This is a genomic window from Streptomyces sp. NPDC000878 (genome assembly GCF_053599695.1).
Map to the genome: position 1 here is coordinate 1 of NZ_JBSFMT010000076.1, position 17,207 is coordinate 17,207.

Annotated in this window: 20 protein-coding genes; 10 read left to right on the top strand and 10 right to left on the bottom strand. The window is 68.3% G+C overall.

Going from position 1 to position 17,207, the window contains the following annotated elements; all coding sequences use genetic code 11:
* Positions 1-84 precede the first annotated feature (84 nt).
* Entirely contained in the window at positions 85-267 is a 183-nt protein-coding gene (locus ACWDR4_RS41145; RefSeq protein WP_450416177.1) for a hypothetical protein, read from the bottom strand.
* On the opposite strand from ACWDR4_RS41145, the gene ACWDR4_RS41150 reads away from it, so the two are divergent.
* Positions 266-523, top strand: coding sequence for a hypothetical protein (locus tag ACWDR4_RS41150; RefSeq protein WP_450416179.1), 258 nt, complete (start codon positions 266-268; stop codon positions 521-523). The two genes, ACWDR4_RS41145 and ACWDR4_RS41150, sit on opposite strands and share 2 nt — an antisense overlap.
* Here ACWDR4_RS41150 and ACWDR4_RS41155 read toward each other — a convergent pair.
* The 4 genes from ACWDR4_RS41155 to ACWDR4_RS41170 form a co-directional block, all read right to left on the bottom strand.
* The gene (locus ACWDR4_RS41155; protein ID WP_450416180.1) at positions 516-1,118 is read right to left on the bottom strand and encodes a GNAT family N-acetyltransferase; all 603 of its coding nucleotides are present in this window, start codon (positions 1,116-1,118) and stop codon (positions 516-518) included. The genes ACWDR4_RS41150 and ACWDR4_RS41155 overlap by 8 nt on opposite strands.
* A gap of 202 nt (positions 1,119-1,320) precedes the next feature.
* Positions 1,321-1,896, bottom strand: coding sequence for a hypothetical protein (locus ACWDR4_RS41160; RefSeq protein ID WP_450416181.1), 576 nt, complete (start codon positions 1,894-1,896; stop codon positions 1,321-1,323).
* A gap of 781 nt (positions 1,897-2,677) precedes the next feature.
* Positions 2,678-3,349: a hypothetical protein gene (locus tag ACWDR4_RS41165; RefSeq protein ID WP_450416182.1), complete on the bottom strand. Its 672-nt coding sequence runs from the start codon at positions 3,347-3,349 to the stop codon at positions 2,678-2,680.
* Positions 3,346-3,948, bottom strand: a complete 603-nt coding sequence (locus ACWDR4_RS41170; RefSeq protein ID WP_450416248.1) for a sigma-70 family RNA polymerase sigma factor — start codon at positions 3,946-3,948, stop codon at positions 3,346-3,348. The genes ACWDR4_RS41165 and ACWDR4_RS41170 overlap by 4 nt, the downstream gene beginning before the upstream one ends.
* A gap of 649 nt (positions 3,949-4,597) precedes the next feature.
* On the opposite strand from ACWDR4_RS41170, the gene ACWDR4_RS41175 reads away from it, so the two are divergent.
* From ACWDR4_RS41175 to ACWDR4_RS41190, 4 genes are all read left to right on the top strand, one after another.
* Positions 4,598-5,275 (top strand): HNH endonuclease family protein, encoded by a 678-nt coding sequence (locus tag ACWDR4_RS41175; protein WP_450416184.1) that lies wholly within the window; start codon positions 4,598-4,600, stop codon positions 5,273-5,275.
* 62 nt (positions 5,276-5,337) lie between these two features.
* Positions 5,338-6,870 (top strand): hypothetical protein, encoded by a 1,533-nt coding sequence (locus ACWDR4_RS41180; RefSeq protein WP_450416186.1) that lies wholly within the window; start codon positions 5,338-5,340, stop codon positions 6,868-6,870.
* A gap of 454 nt (positions 6,871-7,324) precedes the next feature.
* On the top strand, positions 7,325-7,588 hold the full coding sequence (locus ACWDR4_RS41185) for a hypothetical protein (protein ID WP_450416187.1): 264 nt from the start codon (positions 7,325-7,327) through the stop codon (positions 7,586-7,588).
* Positions 7,589-7,979: 391 nt separating this feature from the next.
* Complete coding sequence (locus tag ACWDR4_RS41190) at positions 7,980-8,771, top strand: IS5 family transposase (RefSeq protein ID WP_450416188.1); 792 nt, start codon at positions 7,980-7,982, stop codon at positions 8,769-8,771.
* Here the strand turns inward: ACWDR4_RS41190 and ACWDR4_RS41195 are convergent.
* On the bottom strand, positions 8,728-9,264 hold the full coding sequence (locus ACWDR4_RS41195; protein WP_450416189.1) for a hypothetical protein: 537 nt from the start codon (positions 9,262-9,264) through the stop codon (positions 8,728-8,730). The two genes, ACWDR4_RS41190 and ACWDR4_RS41195, sit on opposite strands and share 44 nt — an antisense overlap.
* A gap of 147 nt (positions 9,265-9,411) precedes the next feature.
* Positions 9,412-9,534 (bottom strand): hypothetical protein, encoded by a 123-nt coding sequence (locus tag ACWDR4_RS41200; protein WP_450416191.1) that lies wholly within the window; start codon positions 9,532-9,534, stop codon positions 9,412-9,414.
* Between the two features lie 96 nt (positions 9,535-9,630).
* Here ACWDR4_RS41200 and ACWDR4_RS41205 point away from each other — a divergent pair, with 96 nt between their 5' ends.
* The 3 genes from ACWDR4_RS41205 to ACWDR4_RS41215 all read left to right on the top strand — a co-directional run bounded on the left by ACWDR4_RS41205 (position 9,631) and on the right by ACWDR4_RS41215 (position 11,119).
* Entirely contained in the window at positions 9,631-10,248 is a 618-nt protein-coding gene (locus ACWDR4_RS41205; RefSeq protein WP_450416193.1) for a hypothetical protein, read from the top strand.
* 107 nt (positions 10,249-10,355) lie between these two features.
* Entirely contained in the window at positions 10,356-10,655 is a 300-nt protein-coding gene (locus ACWDR4_RS41210; protein WP_450416194.1) for a hypothetical protein, read from the top strand.
* On the top strand, positions 10,652-11,119 hold the full coding sequence (locus ACWDR4_RS41215) for a hypothetical protein (RefSeq protein ID WP_450416196.1): 468 nt from the start codon (positions 10,652-10,654) through the stop codon (positions 11,117-11,119). The genes ACWDR4_RS41210 and ACWDR4_RS41215 overlap by 4 nt, the downstream gene beginning before the upstream one ends.
* A 127-nt stretch (positions 11,120-11,246) precedes the next feature.
* Here ACWDR4_RS41215 and ACWDR4_RS41220 read toward each other — a convergent pair whose 3' ends face one another.
* Positions 11,247-11,981, bottom strand: a complete 735-nt coding sequence (locus ACWDR4_RS41220) for a hypothetical protein (protein WP_450416198.1) — start codon at positions 11,979-11,981, stop codon at positions 11,247-11,249.
* A gap of 240 nt (positions 11,982-12,221) precedes the next feature.
* Between ACWDR4_RS41220 and ACWDR4_RS41225 the strand changes: the two genes are divergently transcribed.
* The gene (locus ACWDR4_RS41225; protein ID WP_450416199.1) at positions 12,222-13,010 is read left to right on the top strand and encodes an RNA polymerase sigma factor; all 789 of its coding nucleotides are present in this window, start codon (positions 12,222-12,224) and stop codon (positions 13,008-13,010) included.
* 579 nt (positions 13,011-13,589) lie between these two features.
* Positions 13,590-14,144 (top strand): hypothetical protein, encoded by a 555-nt coding sequence (locus tag ACWDR4_RS41230; protein WP_450416201.1) that lies wholly within the window; start codon positions 13,590-13,592, stop codon positions 14,142-14,144.
* 110 nt (positions 14,145-14,254) lie between these two features.
* Here the strand turns inward: ACWDR4_RS41230 and tpg are convergent, their stop codons facing one another.
* Together tpg and tap are read right to left on the bottom strand one after the other, a co-directional pair.
* The gene (tpg, locus tag ACWDR4_RS41235) at positions 14,255-14,812 is read right to left on the bottom strand and encodes a telomere-protecting terminal protein Tpg (protein ID WP_450416202.1); all 558 of its coding nucleotides are present in this window, start codon (positions 14,810-14,812) and stop codon (positions 14,255-14,257) included.
* Between the two features lie 6 nt (positions 14,813-14,818).
* Positions 14,819-17,008, bottom strand: coding sequence for a telomere-associated protein Tap (gene tap / locus ACWDR4_RS41240; protein ID WP_450416204.1), 2,190 nt, complete (start codon positions 17,006-17,008; stop codon positions 14,819-14,821).
* Positions 17,009-17,207: the final 199 nt, after the last annotated feature.

Here is a 17,207-nt window from a genome sequence, read left to right on the forward strand (position 1 = left end):
AAGTGGAGTCAGAACTCACCGACATCAACTGCCCACCGACATCACTGGAGTCAGAACCCACCCACAACTGGCCTCAAGACTCACCTACAAAGCCACAACGTCGTCGACGACCGCGGTGAACTCGTCACCGTTGTGGTTGTCGAAGGCCAGGAGCAGCCCGTATCCGGTGTCCGTGCGCTCCAGGTCGGCGCCCCAGCAGAACTCCCGGTAGGCGTCGGTGTCCAAGGTGGCGGGGGTGACGAGCGCCACCCGAAGGATGGTGAACATGTGGTCTCCTCTGCGCTGTAGTCGCCGAACTGGGCGGTATCGCCTCCCGTCCCGGATCGGCGGGACGCTGACCAGCATCAAGGCGGTGCAGTGCCGCCTCGGACCCGACGGCGCGGGCCCCCTGCTTCAGTGGGAAGAGCGAGCACGGCTCTACCGCATCGACGACGCCCTCGTGGCCGGGCTCACGAGGGCCTTCGCCATGGCCGATGTCCGGCCCGATCTGCTGCGTGGTGACGGCTCGTCACCTGTCATCTGACGCGGCCACGCCACCGGTAGAAGAACGTCTCGCCGGGCCCCGAGCCGAGCTGGATCGGCATACCGGCCAACAGGGTGCCCACGTCGATCGTCTGGCCGGGCCGAAGCACAGTGAAGCCCTGGCGCGTGTAGTACGGACCGAGCTCGCGTCCGGTCTCGAACCCGCCGAACAGCAGCATGTAGTCCAGCTGCCAGTACAGCTGCACGCACCGCTTCAGCAGGGCGGCCCCGATCCCGCGGCCGCGGGCGTCCTTGCTGACCGCGACCGCTTTGATCTTCGCGTACTTGAGCATCGACAGCAGAGCGTGCTGTCCGTGCCCGGGCAGTTGGCTGACTGTGGAGATGACCGTGCCGGACGGGACGGCCAGCAGCGCCCCGAGGACCTGCCCCTCACGGTCCTGTGCGACCAACGGCAGTGACATCGCGGCCGCCGCCGACTGCATGTCATCGGCCGCAGCCGCACGCACGAGCGGTTCGACCAGGCGGGCACCCGCAAGGCCGTCCAGCAGCCATGTCCCGCACCGCCCTTCGGCCAGCGACTCAAGATGCCCCGTCTCCAAGTCGTCGGACGCCTCCGTCAACAGCGCGGTAATCACAGCGGCCTCCTCCGGCCGTGCGAACCGTATCCGCACCCCGCCGGTCCCGGGTAAGCCATCGATCAGCTTCTGCCGCGTCACTCGCGCCAGCCCAGCCGCCGAGCCAGACCTCTTCTTCGTCTTCTTCGCCATCCCCGAGAACTACCCACCGTCGCACTGGCCAGCACCCGGCCATTCGCTGGCCAGAGCCGAGGCTCTGGAATCAGTCGGTCTTCTGCCAGATGCGGACGTCAAGGCTCGCGTTCTCGGCTTGCGGGTGCACGGCAGTCACGGTGACGAGTGCCGTACGTCCTTCGTCGGTGATCAAACAGACCTTGTCTCCCGCAGTAAGTGAAAGGGTTGCGAGGCGCTGTCCCTGGGTCTGCGCGAGAAGGGCGCATTTTGCGGAATCCGGGTTCTCCCCTTTGGGGACCACCGCCAAGCCCACTCTAGAGCTCGTCAATTCGGCCTCTTGTCCGTCACTGATTTGCAACACCGCGATGTCGCCGCCAGTTGGGAGGTCGGCCTGGGGAGGAATCGAGTCCAGGTTGAAGTCACCTGAGACGAGGAGCGAACCGGACCAGCGCACCGCAGGAGAGCTGGAAGTGGAAGCCGGCGCACCGGAGGCGTCCGAAGGTGCAGGTGCAGGTGCTGTTGTCGTGACGGTGGCTGTGGCCGTGATTGTTGCCGTCTCGACGCTCGCGGCAGGCGAGTCGATCCCGGCGGCTGGCAGCCCGATGAAGCCCACGAAAAAGGTGAGGACTCCAGTCACGGCGGAAATGAGGGCGGCAACGGCCATCCAGTGTTCTGGTGTCTTTGTGACACGCGGCTCGCCATGCGGTGGCACAGGTGGAGGTGGAATTGCCATGAACGGCCCCCCGGTCAGTGGTGTAAGGCGCAAGCGTTTCACCAGACTGGCAGACGCATCACCTCCTTCCGATTCTGTAACGTGATTGTGCTGTTACTGAACGTGAATAGGGTGATGGGCCGCAGTCGCTCGCCCCGGTTCGGCTAGTTCACGAGTTCGCGAAGGGCGGGTTGCCGAAGAGGACGGCGGGCCCGTCGGAGTGGGCCCGCCGTCGGTGTCAGTGGCGGGTCTCCCACCACAGGATGAGCAGGGTCACCGCGCCGCTGCCTAGCCGGGTCGCTGCCCCCTGGAGGAAGTGAGTCTGGACATCCTGTCCATGGCTTCCGAGCCATGTGCGCAGGTGGCTGCCTGTGTCGTGGAGCCGCTTGAGTAGGTGCCTCGACCTGCGTTTCGCGTTACTCTCGTCCAACGGAGTTCCTCTCGTTGATAGGCGTGCTGGATCACCGCGCAGGGAGCCCTCCCAACACCGTGGCCTGAGAAACCAGTTGGGGTTCAGGGCTCCTTCTGCGCGTTCAGGGAGTGTATCGACGGCCGCGAACAGTCCGTTCCGGCGTCGTAGCCCGGGGCAGCAACGGGTCCCGTCTCGTTCCGTCTCGTACCGTTTCGTTGAACCGAGCGGCCCATGGCCCTGCTGAAGGTGCAGGTAGATGACGTGGGCTCAGCCGTGAGGTGATGCCCGTCACATGCTGCCCCTCCGAGGTGCTCAGGGCGGTCAGCGGCGGGTGAAGTCGTGCAGTCGGTCGGCGAGTTGCTGGTCGGGGCGCCGGACGATGATGCACGAGCCGGTCTTGTCGGTGGCGAGGCGGTCGACTTCCATTTCGAGGCCTCCGGTGGGCGGGCTGGTGAGGCTGGAGCCGGTCCTGCGGACGTACGTCGCGACGGCTTCCAGGGTGGCGAGGAAGTCGCTGTCGGGGGCGTCGGAGTCGAGGACGTCGTGGGTGACCTCGTGGAGCCAGTGCCGTGCCTCGCGCGTCTCGCCGAGGGCGAGGTGGTGCAGGTGCAGGCAGTAGGCGGCGGCGCGGTGGCCGGCCCCGGCGGCGAGCTGCCACCAGAACTGGGCGCTCTCGCGGTGGTCGGTGAGGTGGAGCAGGCACGCGAAGACGAGGGCGCCGTCGACGTCCAGCTGGTCCGCGGTCACTTCGTCGGGTTCCTGGGCGAGGCGGTCGACGTGGTCGGCGGCGTCGGGCTTGTTGAGGACCCAGCGGCACACCACCGACAGCCGCTGGCCGGCCTCCGTGGCGCGGACCATGTCCGGGTTCGGCGTCGGTGACGCGGTGGCCGCGTCGGCGGCGAGGCGGCGCAGCGCGGCGCCGACGTCGAAGCCCTCGTGCCGCGTGGTGGGCAGGCGCGCGTCGGCCAGGAGGGCGTCGATGGTGGTGCTCACTGTCCCGGTCCTTTCTTGCTCTTGCTGGGCGTGGCGGGCAGGCGCAGCTGGATGCGCAGGCGCTCCTTGCCCTTGCGGCCGTGGTAGTCGACGGTGCGGGTGTCCAGGCCCATGTAGCGGGCGATCCGCTTGGTGGGGTAGCCGAGCAGGTGGCGCAGGACGATCACGGTGAACTGCCGGGTCGGCAGATCCAGGATCGCCTCGTACACGCGGTTGGCGTTGCTGCTGAGCTCCATCTGGCTGCGGACCGCTTCCAGGTTCTTCGCTATCGGGCCGTTGATGAGGAACGCCGGCGGGCGTCCGTCGGCTTCGAGGCGGCGGGTGACGCCCCGGTGCAGCACGGCCAGGGTCTGCTGTTCGAGGTCGCCCTGCTGCAGCAGATCGTCCCAGCCGCCCAGGATGGCCAGGAACACCTGGTGGACCACCTGTTCGGCGACCCGGCGGCTGCCCAGGTGGATCTCCGCGAAGTCATGGAAAAACTCCTGATGCCCCAGATAGAAGGCCTCGAAGTCGAGCGGCAGATCGGGAGGGGCCTGGACGGGCTGGCCGTGGCCGCCGTCCTGGGGCGATACGTCAGTGGTGACGTCGCCGTTGCCCATACGGTCCTCCATGCGATGCGGGCACCGGACTCTCCATCGAGGCCGGTGAAATCCAGCGCGGGCCAACTTGCCCGCGCGAACGCCCAGTTGATTGGGCCCTCACGCACCACCCTGTCGACTTTCAGGGCCTGAAACTCATGCGACCCCCGAAAATCGTCACTCACCGATCTTGACCGTAAGCGGAACGTTAGTCCCCTCATGGGTCAGGTGTTCTGAATATGCCTGGTGAGCTGGGAAAACGAGGCCTTGCGGAGAGGTTCACTGTTCAAGAACCGCCTGGTTCGTGTCAGACGTCACACTCTGCTCTCTTCTGTACAGACATCTGACGACGCGCTCCCGCCACCCGCAGCCTCCTCTGTGCAGAACCGATCCGCCGTCACCCGATCGAGGGGCGCGCGGTGGTGAGAGCGAACCCGCCCGGCGCCAGCCCGGCAGCGTGCCACCGCCCGCCCTCTGGCCGACCGCCTCACGGGTCCCCTCCCGCGCGGCCAGCGGACCTCCCTGATGGCACTCCGCCTCGTCCCGGGGCTGGGGAGCCTGTGTGACTTACCGGCCGTACGGGTGAGCCGACGGCGGATCGCCGGGCAGCGTGCCGGGCCCGCCCGCTACGAAGATCACGAACCGTCCGTGACCTTCGAGAGGAAGCCCCTTGCACCCCGCCCGCTCCCGAACCGCCGGCGCCGCTGCCGCCGTGTTCTGCGCGCTGACCGTCCTGCTCTCCCCCGCCACCGCGCACGCCGCCGCCCCCGGCGACACCGTCGCCCTGCCCGTACGCGACGCCCTCCACGCCCTGACCGTCCAGACCGAGGACCGCACCGGGTACGAACGCTCGAAGTTCCGCCACTGGGTCGACGCCGACCGCGACTCGTGCAACACCAGGCAGGAGGTCCTCCTGGAGGAGGCCGTCATCGCGCCCGCCCAGGACTCCAACTGCGTGCTGACCGGCGGGTCCTGGTACTCCCCGTACGACGACATGTACTTCACGCAGGCCCGCGCTCTCGACATCGACCACCTGGTCCCGCTCGCCGAATCCTGGGACTCCGGCGCCTCCACGTGGACAGCGGCCGAACGCCAGGCCTACGCCAACGACCTCGGAGACGCCCGCGCGCTGATCGCGGTGTCCGCCACCAGCAACCGCTCGAAGTCGGACCAGGACCCGGCCACCTGGCAGCCCCCGGCGGCCGGCTACCGCTGCACGTACGCCACCGACTGGATCGCCATCAAAACCCGCTGGAACCTGACCGTCGACCCCGCCGAACAGACCGTTCTCGCCGACGTCCTCGCCGGCTGTCCCAACAGCCCGATCGAGGTCACCCGCGCCCGCTGACCCCGGCCCTCCTCAGGAAAATGCGTCCGGTTCGGCGGGCCGACGCGAGGAGAATCGTGCGCATGCTCCACTCGCCCAAGTTCCCCGTCTCCGACCGCGAGTACGTCCAGCGGGTCCGCCGTCACCCACCCAGTTCCCTTCTGCCCCTGATCGCGCAGGTGAGCTCGCTAGTACCGACGAAGGCCGACTGGCAACAGGCCTCGGTGAAGCTGAACCGGCACCCACGCGTCGGGGTGCTGTACCGGCCGTGGGCTTTTGCCGATGCCGCCTGGGTGTCACTGACCCGTGGGAACGAGTATCGGCAGCGGCTGGCGGCCGCGGACGACCTGGAGGAGATCCTCGCCCAGTACCTGGCGCTGGACGATGTCTACCGGCACCTGCCGGTCGGCGATCGGCTGGCGGGGTACCTGCTGCGGGTGGCCGGGCAGCAGTTCACCTGGCAGGAGGACGACTTCTCCGAGCTCGCCCGCAGCCTGGCACTGCTGGTCCAGACGGAGCCGACGAAACCGCTGAAGGCCCTCGTCACCGGCTGGGAGCGGGACGTGCTGGGCTGCCCGCTGTCGGACTACGTGGGGCTGGGGCAGCTGCTGTTCACCGTGGCGATCCACCGGCAGGGCCGCTTCGACTTGGACTCGGTGCCCGAGAACGAGCTCGCCGTGTTCAAGGAGCTCACGAGTCGCGACGCAGTGGAGGCGGTGCTCGAACGGCACTTCGCCACGGGGGCAGAGGAGGCACGCGCCCGTGCCGCAGGCGGACTGACCTCTTCCGACCCACGGATGCGGAGGTACACGGCGAACCCGCTGCGCTCCAGGCCCCTGGTGCGGGGATTCGGGTGCGACTACCTGATCCCGGTGACACCCGCCGTGCTGGGCAAGGTCAGCCCGATGGGCCTCTACTACACGGGGATGGATCACTTCGGCAGAGGCAGCAAGGCGTTCGAGATGTTCGCGGGAGACCTGGGCGAGCTGTTCGAGCATTACGTGGGCCGACATCTGCGGCTGCTTCCCGATGCCGAGGTCCATCACGAGATCGTCTACGGCAAGGGCGGCGGCAAGAGGAGCGTCGACTGGATCGTGGTCCTGCCCGGTCTCGTGCTGCTGCTGGACGCCAAGTCGGCCCGGCCCACCGCAGGCCTGCGGCTCGGGCCGCAGCAGACGTTCGGCGAAGAGCTGAACAAGAAGCTGGGCAAGGCCATCGGGGAGCAGATCCCGAGGACCGCGAAGCTCATCCGGGACCGGCACCCGAAGTTCGCCCACATCCCCCACGATCGGCCGATGTTCGGAATCGTGATGACGATGGAGCCGTACCACCTGGTCAACACCCCCGAGTTCCGCCACGTCCTGCCGTCCACGGACGTGCCCACGGTGGTGGCCTCGGCAAACGAACTCGAGGACGCCGTCGTCGCGACGACTCCCAGCCTGGAGGAGGCGATCCTGGCCCGGATCGAGCAGCCACCGCCAGCCGGATGGTCCCTGCGGGCTCTCGCCGACGGACGGCCCGTCATCAATCCGATCCTGGACGAGGCATGGGCGCTCTACCCGTGGGGCGCGGAACACACCGCTCCCCCTGAGGGCGGGGCATCAGCGGAGTCCTGAACGAGTGCCCCGATCGGCGGGACAGGGTGTGCGACACAAGCGCGACACCGTCCCGTGATGCTGGCGAACGAACCGGCTGGGGAGGGGCGATGACGAGGGACAGTTACCGGGACCTGCGCGTTCCCGGCGACACCGGGCGGCCTCTGCGGGAGGAGATCGCGCGCCTGGTCTACTGCTTCGACGCGGTCGCCGACGACGACCGGACCCGCCAGGACTACCTCGCCGCCGCCGACAACATCGCGGCTGCCCGCCGGCGATGTCGCCCGCTGGGTGCCGCCGGTGCTGCTGCAGCAGGCCGCCGTGCTGGGCCAGCCAGAGGTCCTCGCACGGCTCTCACGGGCTCAGGTGGGGCCAATCGACTCGTTCACAGCAGGCCCCGAAGATCGCTAATCGGGGCCGGAAGACTCGTTCGAAGCCAGAAACCTTTGCTACCTACCCGGGCCACCTCATCACGGTGACGCTGTACCGGCCGAATGCAGAGGGGCCGAACCACTTCACCGAGACAGTGCTCGCCACAGCCCACTTGAAGGGTTCGGACGACAACTACAAAGAAGTCACCGTCGATCTGACAGACCAGACGTCGCCCGCTTTCCTCAGCATCCGCGTACGCATCGACACCGAAGTACCCCCTGGGCTGTACGACGACTTCGTTGTGACCCACCTGTTCAACAAGTCGGAGGACTCCTCCTTCGTGGCCTCACTCGGGTTCCGAGCCTGAGTCATCTCTCAGCTGGTCGTCTTATAGGGGCCCACGTCGTGCCTGCCTGCTGGCCGACGGCGGGTGGTGTGACAGAGCCCGGCCGGGGCGATTACGGGCCCAGCCAGGCTCTGCGTGCGTAAGTAGCTGTTGTCTTTCCGATCTTGAGAGATGCGCGTCGAACGGGAGTCCCGATCGGGTGGTCGCGGGGCCCTTGGCGCATACGGATAGGGCCTCCTGAACAGCTCGTTGGTGTCGAATCACCGAGCAACATCAGGAGGCCCTGGTGCCGAAGTGTTCCCTGCCGACGGCGGGGCCGTCCAGTTCGGTCGCCCTGGAGTGTGACTGCCTGGCTCACCGGTTCGGAAACGCCGCCGACAACGGGTCCCGGCAGCGCCGCTATCCGACGGACATGACGGATGAGGAATGGACGGCCGTCCGGCCGCTGCTGCCGGTACCGGGCTGGATGCGCGGTCGGGGTGGCCGGCCGGAGGCGTATTGCCACCGGACGATGCTCGATGCGATCCGGTATCTCGTGGACAATGGCATCAAGTGGCGGGCGATGCCCGCCGACTTCCCGCCGTGGGACCGGGTTTACGCATTCTTCCGACGCTGGCGTAACCATGCTCTGGTCAAGGAGTTCCACGACCGGCTGCGCGGCCAGGTCCGCGAGCGGCTGGGGCGGGATGCGGAGCCGACGGCCGGGGTGATCGACTCGCAGTCCGTCAAGGCGGACGCCGTCGTCGGCGCCGACAGTCGCGGCTTCGACGGCGGCAAGCTGATCAACGGCTGTAAGCGGCATGTCGTGGTCGACACGCTCGGCCTGCTGCTGGGGGTGATGGTCACGGCCGCGGATGTCGGGGACCGCACCGCCGCCCAAGTCCTGCTTGAGCAAGTGGCAGGCGCCCACCACCTGTTGGCCCTGGTCTGGGCTGATGGCGGCTATACCGGCAGTCTCGTCGAGTACTGCCTGGCCGCGCTTGCGCTGGTCGTTTCGATCGTCAAGCGCAGCGACGACGCCAAGGGGTTCGTGGTGCTGCCCAAGCGGTGGATCGTCGAGCGTCTCTTCGCCCACCTGATGCGAAGTCGCCGCCTGGTGCGCGACTTCGAGCGGCGCACTGCCAGCGCCGAGGCGATGGTCTACTGGTCGATGATCGGGCTCATGACCCGCCGCCTGGCCCGGCCACACCCGCAGCGAGGGTGAACCGGCCCGGCTGCTGCTCGGCCAGCCAGCCGCGGGCGACCAGGCGTTTCGCCTTCGACCGCAGTGCCTCCACCCGTGCCGGCACCACATCCATGCCGAACTCAGCGGCCATCTCCTGGCAGGTCAGCGGCCCTTGATGCAGACGGGCCCGGTCCGCGAGCGCCTTCAGGATGCGCTGATAGTCCACCGACAGCACCGACCAGGCCAGCCCCTCACGCCACACCGGCACCTGCGACTTCGGCTTCGCCGCATCTCGGGGCGCCGACTGCGCGTCCGCATCCCGCGGATCCTCGGTGACCTCCGCCTCGGCGGTGCTGTCGCCGTCCGGAGCCAGCACCGTATCGACCCGCCTTCGGGCGATCGCCCACTCCTGCCATTCCTGCTCGGCCGCGGCCAGCTCGGCCTGGATACGGTCAGCCTCCTCCCGCAACCCGTCGACTCGACGACGAGCAGCGAGCTCCTGCTGTTCCAACAGTCCAACAACCGACGGCATCCGCGACCTCCCGGGAACGACGACCCGACAGGCCACCACTCCCACGGAACCACCGCTCCTATCCCCGACCAGCGGAAACGCAGCGATCACGTCCGAAAAGACAACAGCCTCTAAGGCTGCTCCGCTCAGAAGCCCTCTTCGCGTAGGTCAGTGCCGGGTCTCCCACCACAGCTGTGCTCGCTGTGCGGCGCCGCGCAGGAGCTGGAGCCGTTGCTGCGGGGCTTCGACCATGGCTTCGACGTCGGCGACGGCGGCTGACCTGACGTTCACTCTCCAGGGTGACCTGGGGCAACAGCCGCGTACGTGTTGTGCGTCAGGTGCGCAACGAGCTGGCCATCGGGGCGGGTGCGCAGTCAGCCTTCGGCCATGGAGAAGTTGATCGATCTGGCCGACAGTCTGGCCAACAGTGCGCTCGTGTCTGGGGCGGTCATCGCCGTCCTCGCGTCGTGGCTGACCGTGCGCGCCCGCAACCGTCAGGATCAGCAGTCGGAGATCGGCGCTCTGCGGGTGCAGGCCGACGCGATGACGGTGGCGTTGGCGGAACTGCAGGGCACGGCCGCCGCCAACCGCCTGCTGTGGGAAGGTCCGGCTGAGCGGGCGCGGTCGTTCCTGCTGGCCACGCTCGCCTTCGCCGGGGGCGCCGCCCGGGCCCGGATCGCGGGCGGCACGGACGGGCTGAGCATGCTGTCGGGCCTCGGGCATGCGGCGGAACTGTTGAGCTGGGACCGCCGGGCGACCAAGCAGACCGTGGCCGCCGTACGGGGACCGCTCGCCCGGGTCGCCGCTGCGGCGGCGCCGCTGATGCGCTACCCCGACCCGGCCGTCGCCGTCGCCACCGAGCAGCTGCTCAACGCCGCTGGGGACGTGGAGAACACCGCGCGCCTGGAGGCGGCCCTGGACGTGTTCGGGCAGGCCGTCCGAGCAGCCACCGCACCACGGCTGTCCTGGTGGGCACGGCACCGCGCCTCCCGGACGTCCTCGTAGGACGCGAAAGCACCCTGGCCCCGGTGCCGCCGGCCTTCGCCGGGCGTGCGACATAAGCGCGACACCACCCCGAGATCCTGGCGTGCAAGGCGAATTGGGGAGGGGCGATGGCGAAGGACAGCTACCGGGACCTGCGGTGTCCCGCCGACACTGGCCGGCCGCTGCGGGAGGAGCTCGCGCGCCTGGTCTACGGATTCGACGCGGTCGCCGATGCCGACCGGACCCGACGGGACTACCTCGCCGTCGCCGACAACGTCCTCGAGTTCCTCGCCCGCCGTGCCGTACACACGGGCGACGATCCGTCAGGAGGGGTGAACCGGCCACCCGTGGCGGTGAACGCGTTCTGGCGGGCCCGGGCTCGCCGTCAGTACGTTCCTCCTGGCCGGGCGAGCGAGGGGGGACGATGAGCGGGCGGGGCACGCTGTGGGCGCTGCGGATCGCGATGTGGGTGCTGATCGTGGTCGCCGTACCGGTGTATCTGGTGTGGCTGGTGCGGGTCGGCTACCTGACCGGGCAGCGGCTGCCCGCCGGTGATGTCGCCCGCTGGGTGCCGCCGGTGCTGCTGCCGTCGGCCGCCGTGCTGTTCTGCTGGATGGCCGGGACGACCTGGTGGATGAGCGCGGTGGCGCGTACGCCGTCGCCGCTGCGGGAGCCGTGGATCGCCGCGACGCTGGTGTTCACAGCGGTCGCCTCGGTGTTCTGCGGCGTCGCGGTGTTCGACGAACCCGACCTGTCAGCCGGGCTGCTGAGCGTCGTGATCACCGGGCTGGGCATGGCAGGCCTCTTCTTCATCCCGGCCGCGCGCTCCCGCGAGCTGCCGGACGTCGTCCGCCGGCGCTCTGCCCGTTCCTCCGAAGACCCGGCGGCGTAACCGGGCACGGTACGGAGGCGTTGGACACAGTGTCGCGTCACGCACATCCGATCCCCGCGGATACGCGCGTGAGGCCCCGCACCGAGCTGCTGCGCCGGTACGGGGCCTCGTGCGTGCGAGCGGGAGGTCAGCCGCTCTGAATGGCCGCCAGGGCCTCGTACGACAGTTCCTGGGTACGGGTGGCGGCCTCGCCGGACACCCAGGCGAAGACCTTCGGGTCCGGCTGGGCGCCATGCCGACGGTCGCCCGCGGCAGCGGTGTCCTCGCCGCCGGATTCCAGGAGCGCGGTGACGTACCGGGCGAGCTCGGAGGGGCCTCCCCCGCCGTAACCGCTGCCGTAGGCGCGTCCGTTCTCCTCCGGCAGGATCGACAGCAGGCCGTCGCGGGTGCGGATCCAGAACATGCCGCTCTGTCGGTCGATGATCAGGCGGTGGAACTCGTCATCCGGCCGCAGATCGAGCGGGGCGTACGCCTTGTAGGTCCACTGATCGATGTTCCCGCTGACGGTGCGGTAGTGGTCCGCCACGACCGGCAGCCCGAACTCTGGGTCCATGAACGTCTTGAAGCACACGCACCCTGATCCGCCGACCGCCGCCGGGGAGTCCTTGTCGTCGTCCACGCACGCATGGAACAGATCGGCGATCTTGTCCGACGCCACGAGCGTCGTGTGCAAGGGGTTCGGCGCGCACGGCTGGAGCCTGCCCAGCCACTCCTTCACGTACGGGGACTCCCGCTCGATGGACACCGTGCCGTTCCACGCCGCCCCGACGATGCCGTACTTCGGCTCGGTGTAGAGGACGAAGTGGGCGTAGCCCGAGGCGGGGGTGTAGACGGGTTCTAAGTCACGCGGCTGATAACTCAACTGACCGTTTCTCCCTGTGTGTTGAGGGTGTTGTGTTGGTCGGGTTCATCGACGGTGCCTCAGTAAGGCGGCGTCTGACTAGAGCGCGATCGACAAGCACCCCCCGGTTGTGTGATGCAGGTCACGCAACCTGTCTGCTGTTCCGTCTAACACGGCGCGCCCTGGATTCCACAGAAAGGACGGAGAGGTGCGTCCCCGAGCACGCTCCACCGTCCCCCTGATCACCGTGGAGCATCGCGGATGCGTGAGAACAGCAGCATGTCCGAGCAGCGAGCCAAGGTCATCGAGCCACGTATGGCGTCCGATGATGAGGCGCCGACGCTGGCCGACCTGGACCTGACGGATCTGGAGGAGCTCGAAGAGCCCGCTCAACAGGATCCGGAGCGGGCACAGAAATACGAGAAGTTCGAGGACCTGCCCAAGGAGGTACAGGCGGAGTTCATCGCTCTGGCAGACCGCCGAAAGGAGTTGATCCACTTCTTCGCCTGGCGAGGCGATCTCTCCGAGCACGAGGCGGAAGAGGAGACCTCCGAGGTGCACCAGACACTCATCGACAAGTTGGTGAGCGGGACGCGCGTGAACAACCAGCGCGCGTACGCCTTCGGCATCGCGCGGTTCAGGGTCCTGCAGATCTGGAAGCGGAGGAAGGCCAAGATCAGGCAGATCCTCGCCGACAACATGGAGCTCTTCGGTGACCGGGCGACAGCGCTCCGGTGGGAGGGGTTCAACGACTCGCTGCACTTCAAGGAGCTGTTCGAGCAGTGCACCCGTACGCTCACGCCGTACCAGATCATGGTCTTCTACCTGCACAGCGTCCGAGATCTTCCCTACGACGCGATCAGCGGACTCCTTGACCGGAGCGAGGTGGCGCTGCGGAACTGCCACAACCAGGCACTCAAGAAGATCCACGCCGATGTCATAGCGCTCGCAGATCTGCGACTGGCGGCCCGCTTCTCGTCATATGGCGAGATGGACACCCGGAAGAAGCCCAAGAAGGCCTCAGTGAAGCGCGCCAAGCCGCAGAAGTAGAGCCCGTCTCGAGTCCTCGATGACCGTGCTGACGGGCAGCGAGGACTCCGGTCGGGATCTACCTCCAGTTGGCGCTGGAACCATCCCGAGTCCACACGCACACGCCATCGACAAGGAACTCGACCATCATGAGTTTGCATTCAATAGCGCGTCGGCCAAAGCGCAGCCGCCGTGACGAGGCGTACCTCCGAAGTGTCCTCAACCGGGCCGGAGTACCCCACCGCAGGGGCCTGCAGGCCAGGTTCCTGTTCGTTCTTGGAACCGTCGTTCAGTACCCGCAGCGCCTGCTCGACTCCCAGAAGGGCGAGCCGCGCAGGCGCTTCACCGCCGTGGGCATCGGAGTCCTCAGCGCCCTCGGGGCCATCCTCTCCGTGCTCTGGAACCAGCTCGTCCTCGGATGCACCTTCGTGGCTATAAGCCTCGTGAACTTCTGGCCCTCAGGCCTCAGTTCTGGCCGTACGCCTCACCCATCTAACGGAAGCAACGGGAGCGGCCACTAACACGACAGGACCGGCGAACATCGCCCGCCTTCCGGTTCCTCGGAAGGCGGGCGTCGCCACATTCAAGGAGAAGCCACCCATGAGCGGCGCCCTCACCCGCGCGATCCACACCTTGGACGAGATCGTCATCGCGACGGACAAGTCGACGGAGGTCGGCACGACGATCATCTTCGGGACCAGCTCCACCACCGTCGTACTGACGGGCATCGGGCTGGTGGTGACCATCGTCCTCGCCGTCGTTGGCTGGATCATCCTCGGTCGGCGCAACGACAGGGACCGCACCGCCGACGCCACCAACAACGACCTGAACGCGCTGATCCGCCTGCTGCACGGCGCCGACATCGAGGTCCGCCGCGTCGCTGCCCTGCCGCACCCCGCTGGCCCCGGCGACTTCCACGAGATCACGCGGCTGATCCCCCACATCGAGAGCCACGGCGCGCAAGCGTCTCCTCCCCTGGAGACGCTCGTGGGCGACGTCACCGAGAACATGCAGGGGTACACCCGACTGCCCGTCGACGGCAGCACCCCGATCGGCGAGCTCGCCGTGCGCATCCGGCAGCAGACCCGCACCGCCGACGGGCTCCTCGCCGCGATCGCCAAGGCGCTCACCAGCGCGCGGCAGATGCGCAACTGACGCTGTGCATCGGGGCTTTGACCACGAAGCCCCCACGGCACACACGACAACGGGCCCTGATCCGGTACATGGATCAGGGCCCGTCACGATTGTACGGACATCACAGCGCACTACAGCTCGATCTGGATGTGTTCCACGTCGGTGAACTCCACGCTCAGGCCGTGGGCGCGGGTGTTGTTGTTGCGGAAGTACATCTCCGCGAGGCCTTCGGCGGCGATGCGCTGGAGCTGCTCCTCGTTGGCGCCGGCGTCGCGGGCCTCGAAGAGGCGGTCCGCCCAGCGGGGCGGCAGGGCCTGGGTGATGTCGCGGATCCGGGAGTCGTCGGTCGTGCCCGGCGCCGCGGTGAACCCGAACCGCGCGCGGGTGGAGACGACTAGGCCGCGGGTGCTCGCGGCCTTCTTCTTGGCCTTCGCCCTGATCTGCGGCTGCCACCGCTTCTTGACCTCACGCTCGATGCGGTCCCGGAGGTCGCGGCGGGGCCGCTTGAACTTGCCCGCGACGTACCGCTCCACGGTGCGCTGGGAGGTCCCGATGGCCTCGGCAGCAGCCTTGGTGCCCTTGAGTTGCTTGACCAGGTATTTCATCTGCGCCTGGGCGCTCTGCGGGATGCGGCGGGTGAACGCCCCCTCCAGCGCCTGGTCCAGGCTGTCCCCGAGCGAGTCGGTCATGGTCGGCTACTCCCCTTCTCCGGCCGTCGGGTCGTTCTTGATGAGGTTGGACAGGTTGAACACCGCGCCGGCCTCCTCGAACTGCTGCTCTGCCCACAGCACGGTCTGGGTGCCCTGGTGCTTGACCATCCCCGGCGAGACCCCGAGCCGGAACGTACCCGCCACCGGCTTGCCCTCGTCCGTGAACGGCAGTACGTCCAGAGGGGACGGGCCCGGGGAGGGGTAGACGATGGCGTCGGTGCCGATCGCGACCGGGTACAGGTCGGCCGCGGCGGCGGTCTTCATCAACTTGCGGTGGATGCCGACCCGCTGGCTCGCGAGCACGGCGGCCCGGATGTCCGGGCGCCACGTCTCCCGCTTCAGCGCCGGCCATTCCTCGTAGTACGGCACCTGGCCCCGGTTGCGCTGCCGGAGCTTGCCGATGCCGCCCTTCGCGGTCGCCTTGACCGCCTTCGCCAGCAGCGCCATCGTCGGGTCGATGCTCCTTGAGCGGGCCATCGCGTCCAGGAACTCCTGGCCGCTCATCGCGGTGGTGACACCGAGGTCGGCCATCACCGTCACGTACGCGTCGCGCAGCCGGTTGTACCAGGGGTCCAGGTAGCGGCCGGACTGGAGGCGCACGTGCGCCTCGATCGGGGCGACCTCGAAGCCGAGCTCCACCGCGTACGCCACGGTGTGCGTCGCGTACCAGGCCGGGCCGATCGGGCGGTCGCCCTTCGGCGTGAACGGCGAGGGGAGCCGGTCGGCGTCGACGGTGCGCCCGTTGATCTGCACGCGGGAGAGGTCGACGTGGCTGAGGTCGACCAGCCACGAGCCGGGCAGCTTCGGGTCGAACGCCGGGCGGTTCTTCAGATGGGTGGGACCGCCGAGGCCGACGGTGAGGCCGTTGGCGGCCGCCGCGAAGGACATGTTGATGTCGACGGCGACCAGGTACGGATTCCGGCACTCGTCATCGGTCAGTGGCCGGCACCAGTCGTACGGCTCCTCCATCAGCATCTCTGCCGGGGTCCGCATGTGGTGGCGCTCGAACTTCCCCTTGAGGATGGGGTGCTCGTCCGGGACCTCGCACTCCACGACGTCGTACACCGCGGTGAGTGCGTCCGTGTTGAACGCCCGCTCGAACTCGCCGGTGTCCTCGTTCTTCTCCGCACGGGTCGGCGGGCGCAGCGCGGTCATCAGCTCCAGGCCGGTCGTCGACGCGGTGCCGCGCGGCGTCGTCACCAACTGCGCGTACATGCCGAGATACCGGGCGAGGTCCGCAGGGTGCATGGACGGGATCTGCGGGTCGTCCTTGTCGTCCCACTCCCGCGCGTCCAGGGCGTTCCAGGAGGGGATGCACAGCTGCACGCAGCGGCGCCTGGAGCCCTCGGGCTCACGGTAGATCCGCGCCCACGGCCCGAACCCGCGCTGGGTGAGCTGCAGTTCGGCCTTCTTGATCTGCTTGACCACCTTGTGGCTGTCCGGGAGCCGGCCCGCGCGTCGCTCCTCATCCGACAGGTCGGCGGGCAGACCGTAGCGCTCCAGCGCGGCCGGGGTGAGGACTAGGACGGGATCAGCGTCACGGCCGTTGCGGTGCAGGCGGGCCTGACCGAGCTTCGCCTCGGCAAGCGTCCAGTCCACCAGTGCGGGCAGCGACTTGGCGGGCACGTCCAGGACCAGGCCGCCGACGCAGTACGCCGACACCTGCCCGTCCTCGCAGTCGACGACCGCCAGCGGGCCGTTCTCGAAACGCGGGTCGACCACAGCCGGCGTCGAAGTGGTTGCCTTCGTGGCCTTTTTCGCGCTCGGGCGCCGCGACGTCGACGACGGCCTGGTCGTGCTCGCCGCCGGACGGGCGGGCGTCTTCGCAGCGGCTGGCGCCGACGGAGCAGGAGCCGCCGGGGCGGGTACGGCGGTGAACGTCTCCGGCACGACGGGCTTGCTGGCCGCCTCGCTCTCGGGAACGGGGAAGCGTTCGGTCAGTTTCTCCAAGAGTCGGGCATAGGCGGCGCGCTGTGGCGGCCGCGGCTCGGTCCGGCCGGCCTCCCAGTTCCCGACCGCCTCGCGGCGCGTGTCGAGCGCCTTCGCAACCTGGGCCTGGCTCAGCCCGGCAGCCTCGCGCAGACGCCTGCGCTCAGCGGGCAGCGGCAGATCGTCCTGGGCAACCTGCTCCAGCAACGCATCCACGTTGTTGAGCAACTCGTTCTCAGTGGGCACAGGGCTCACCTCCACAGAAACCCTACATCAATCGCACGTCAATTCGCGCATCGAATCGCATGTGAATCGCGCATCATCGGATGCGTCACGGCTACAGCCGAACATGGCTGCGGCATACAGCGAGCCCCAGAGTCAGCCCTGAGGCTCGAGGGCGGCGGCTCAACAGCCTTTGCGGTGGCGAGTTCACCATCCCGGCACG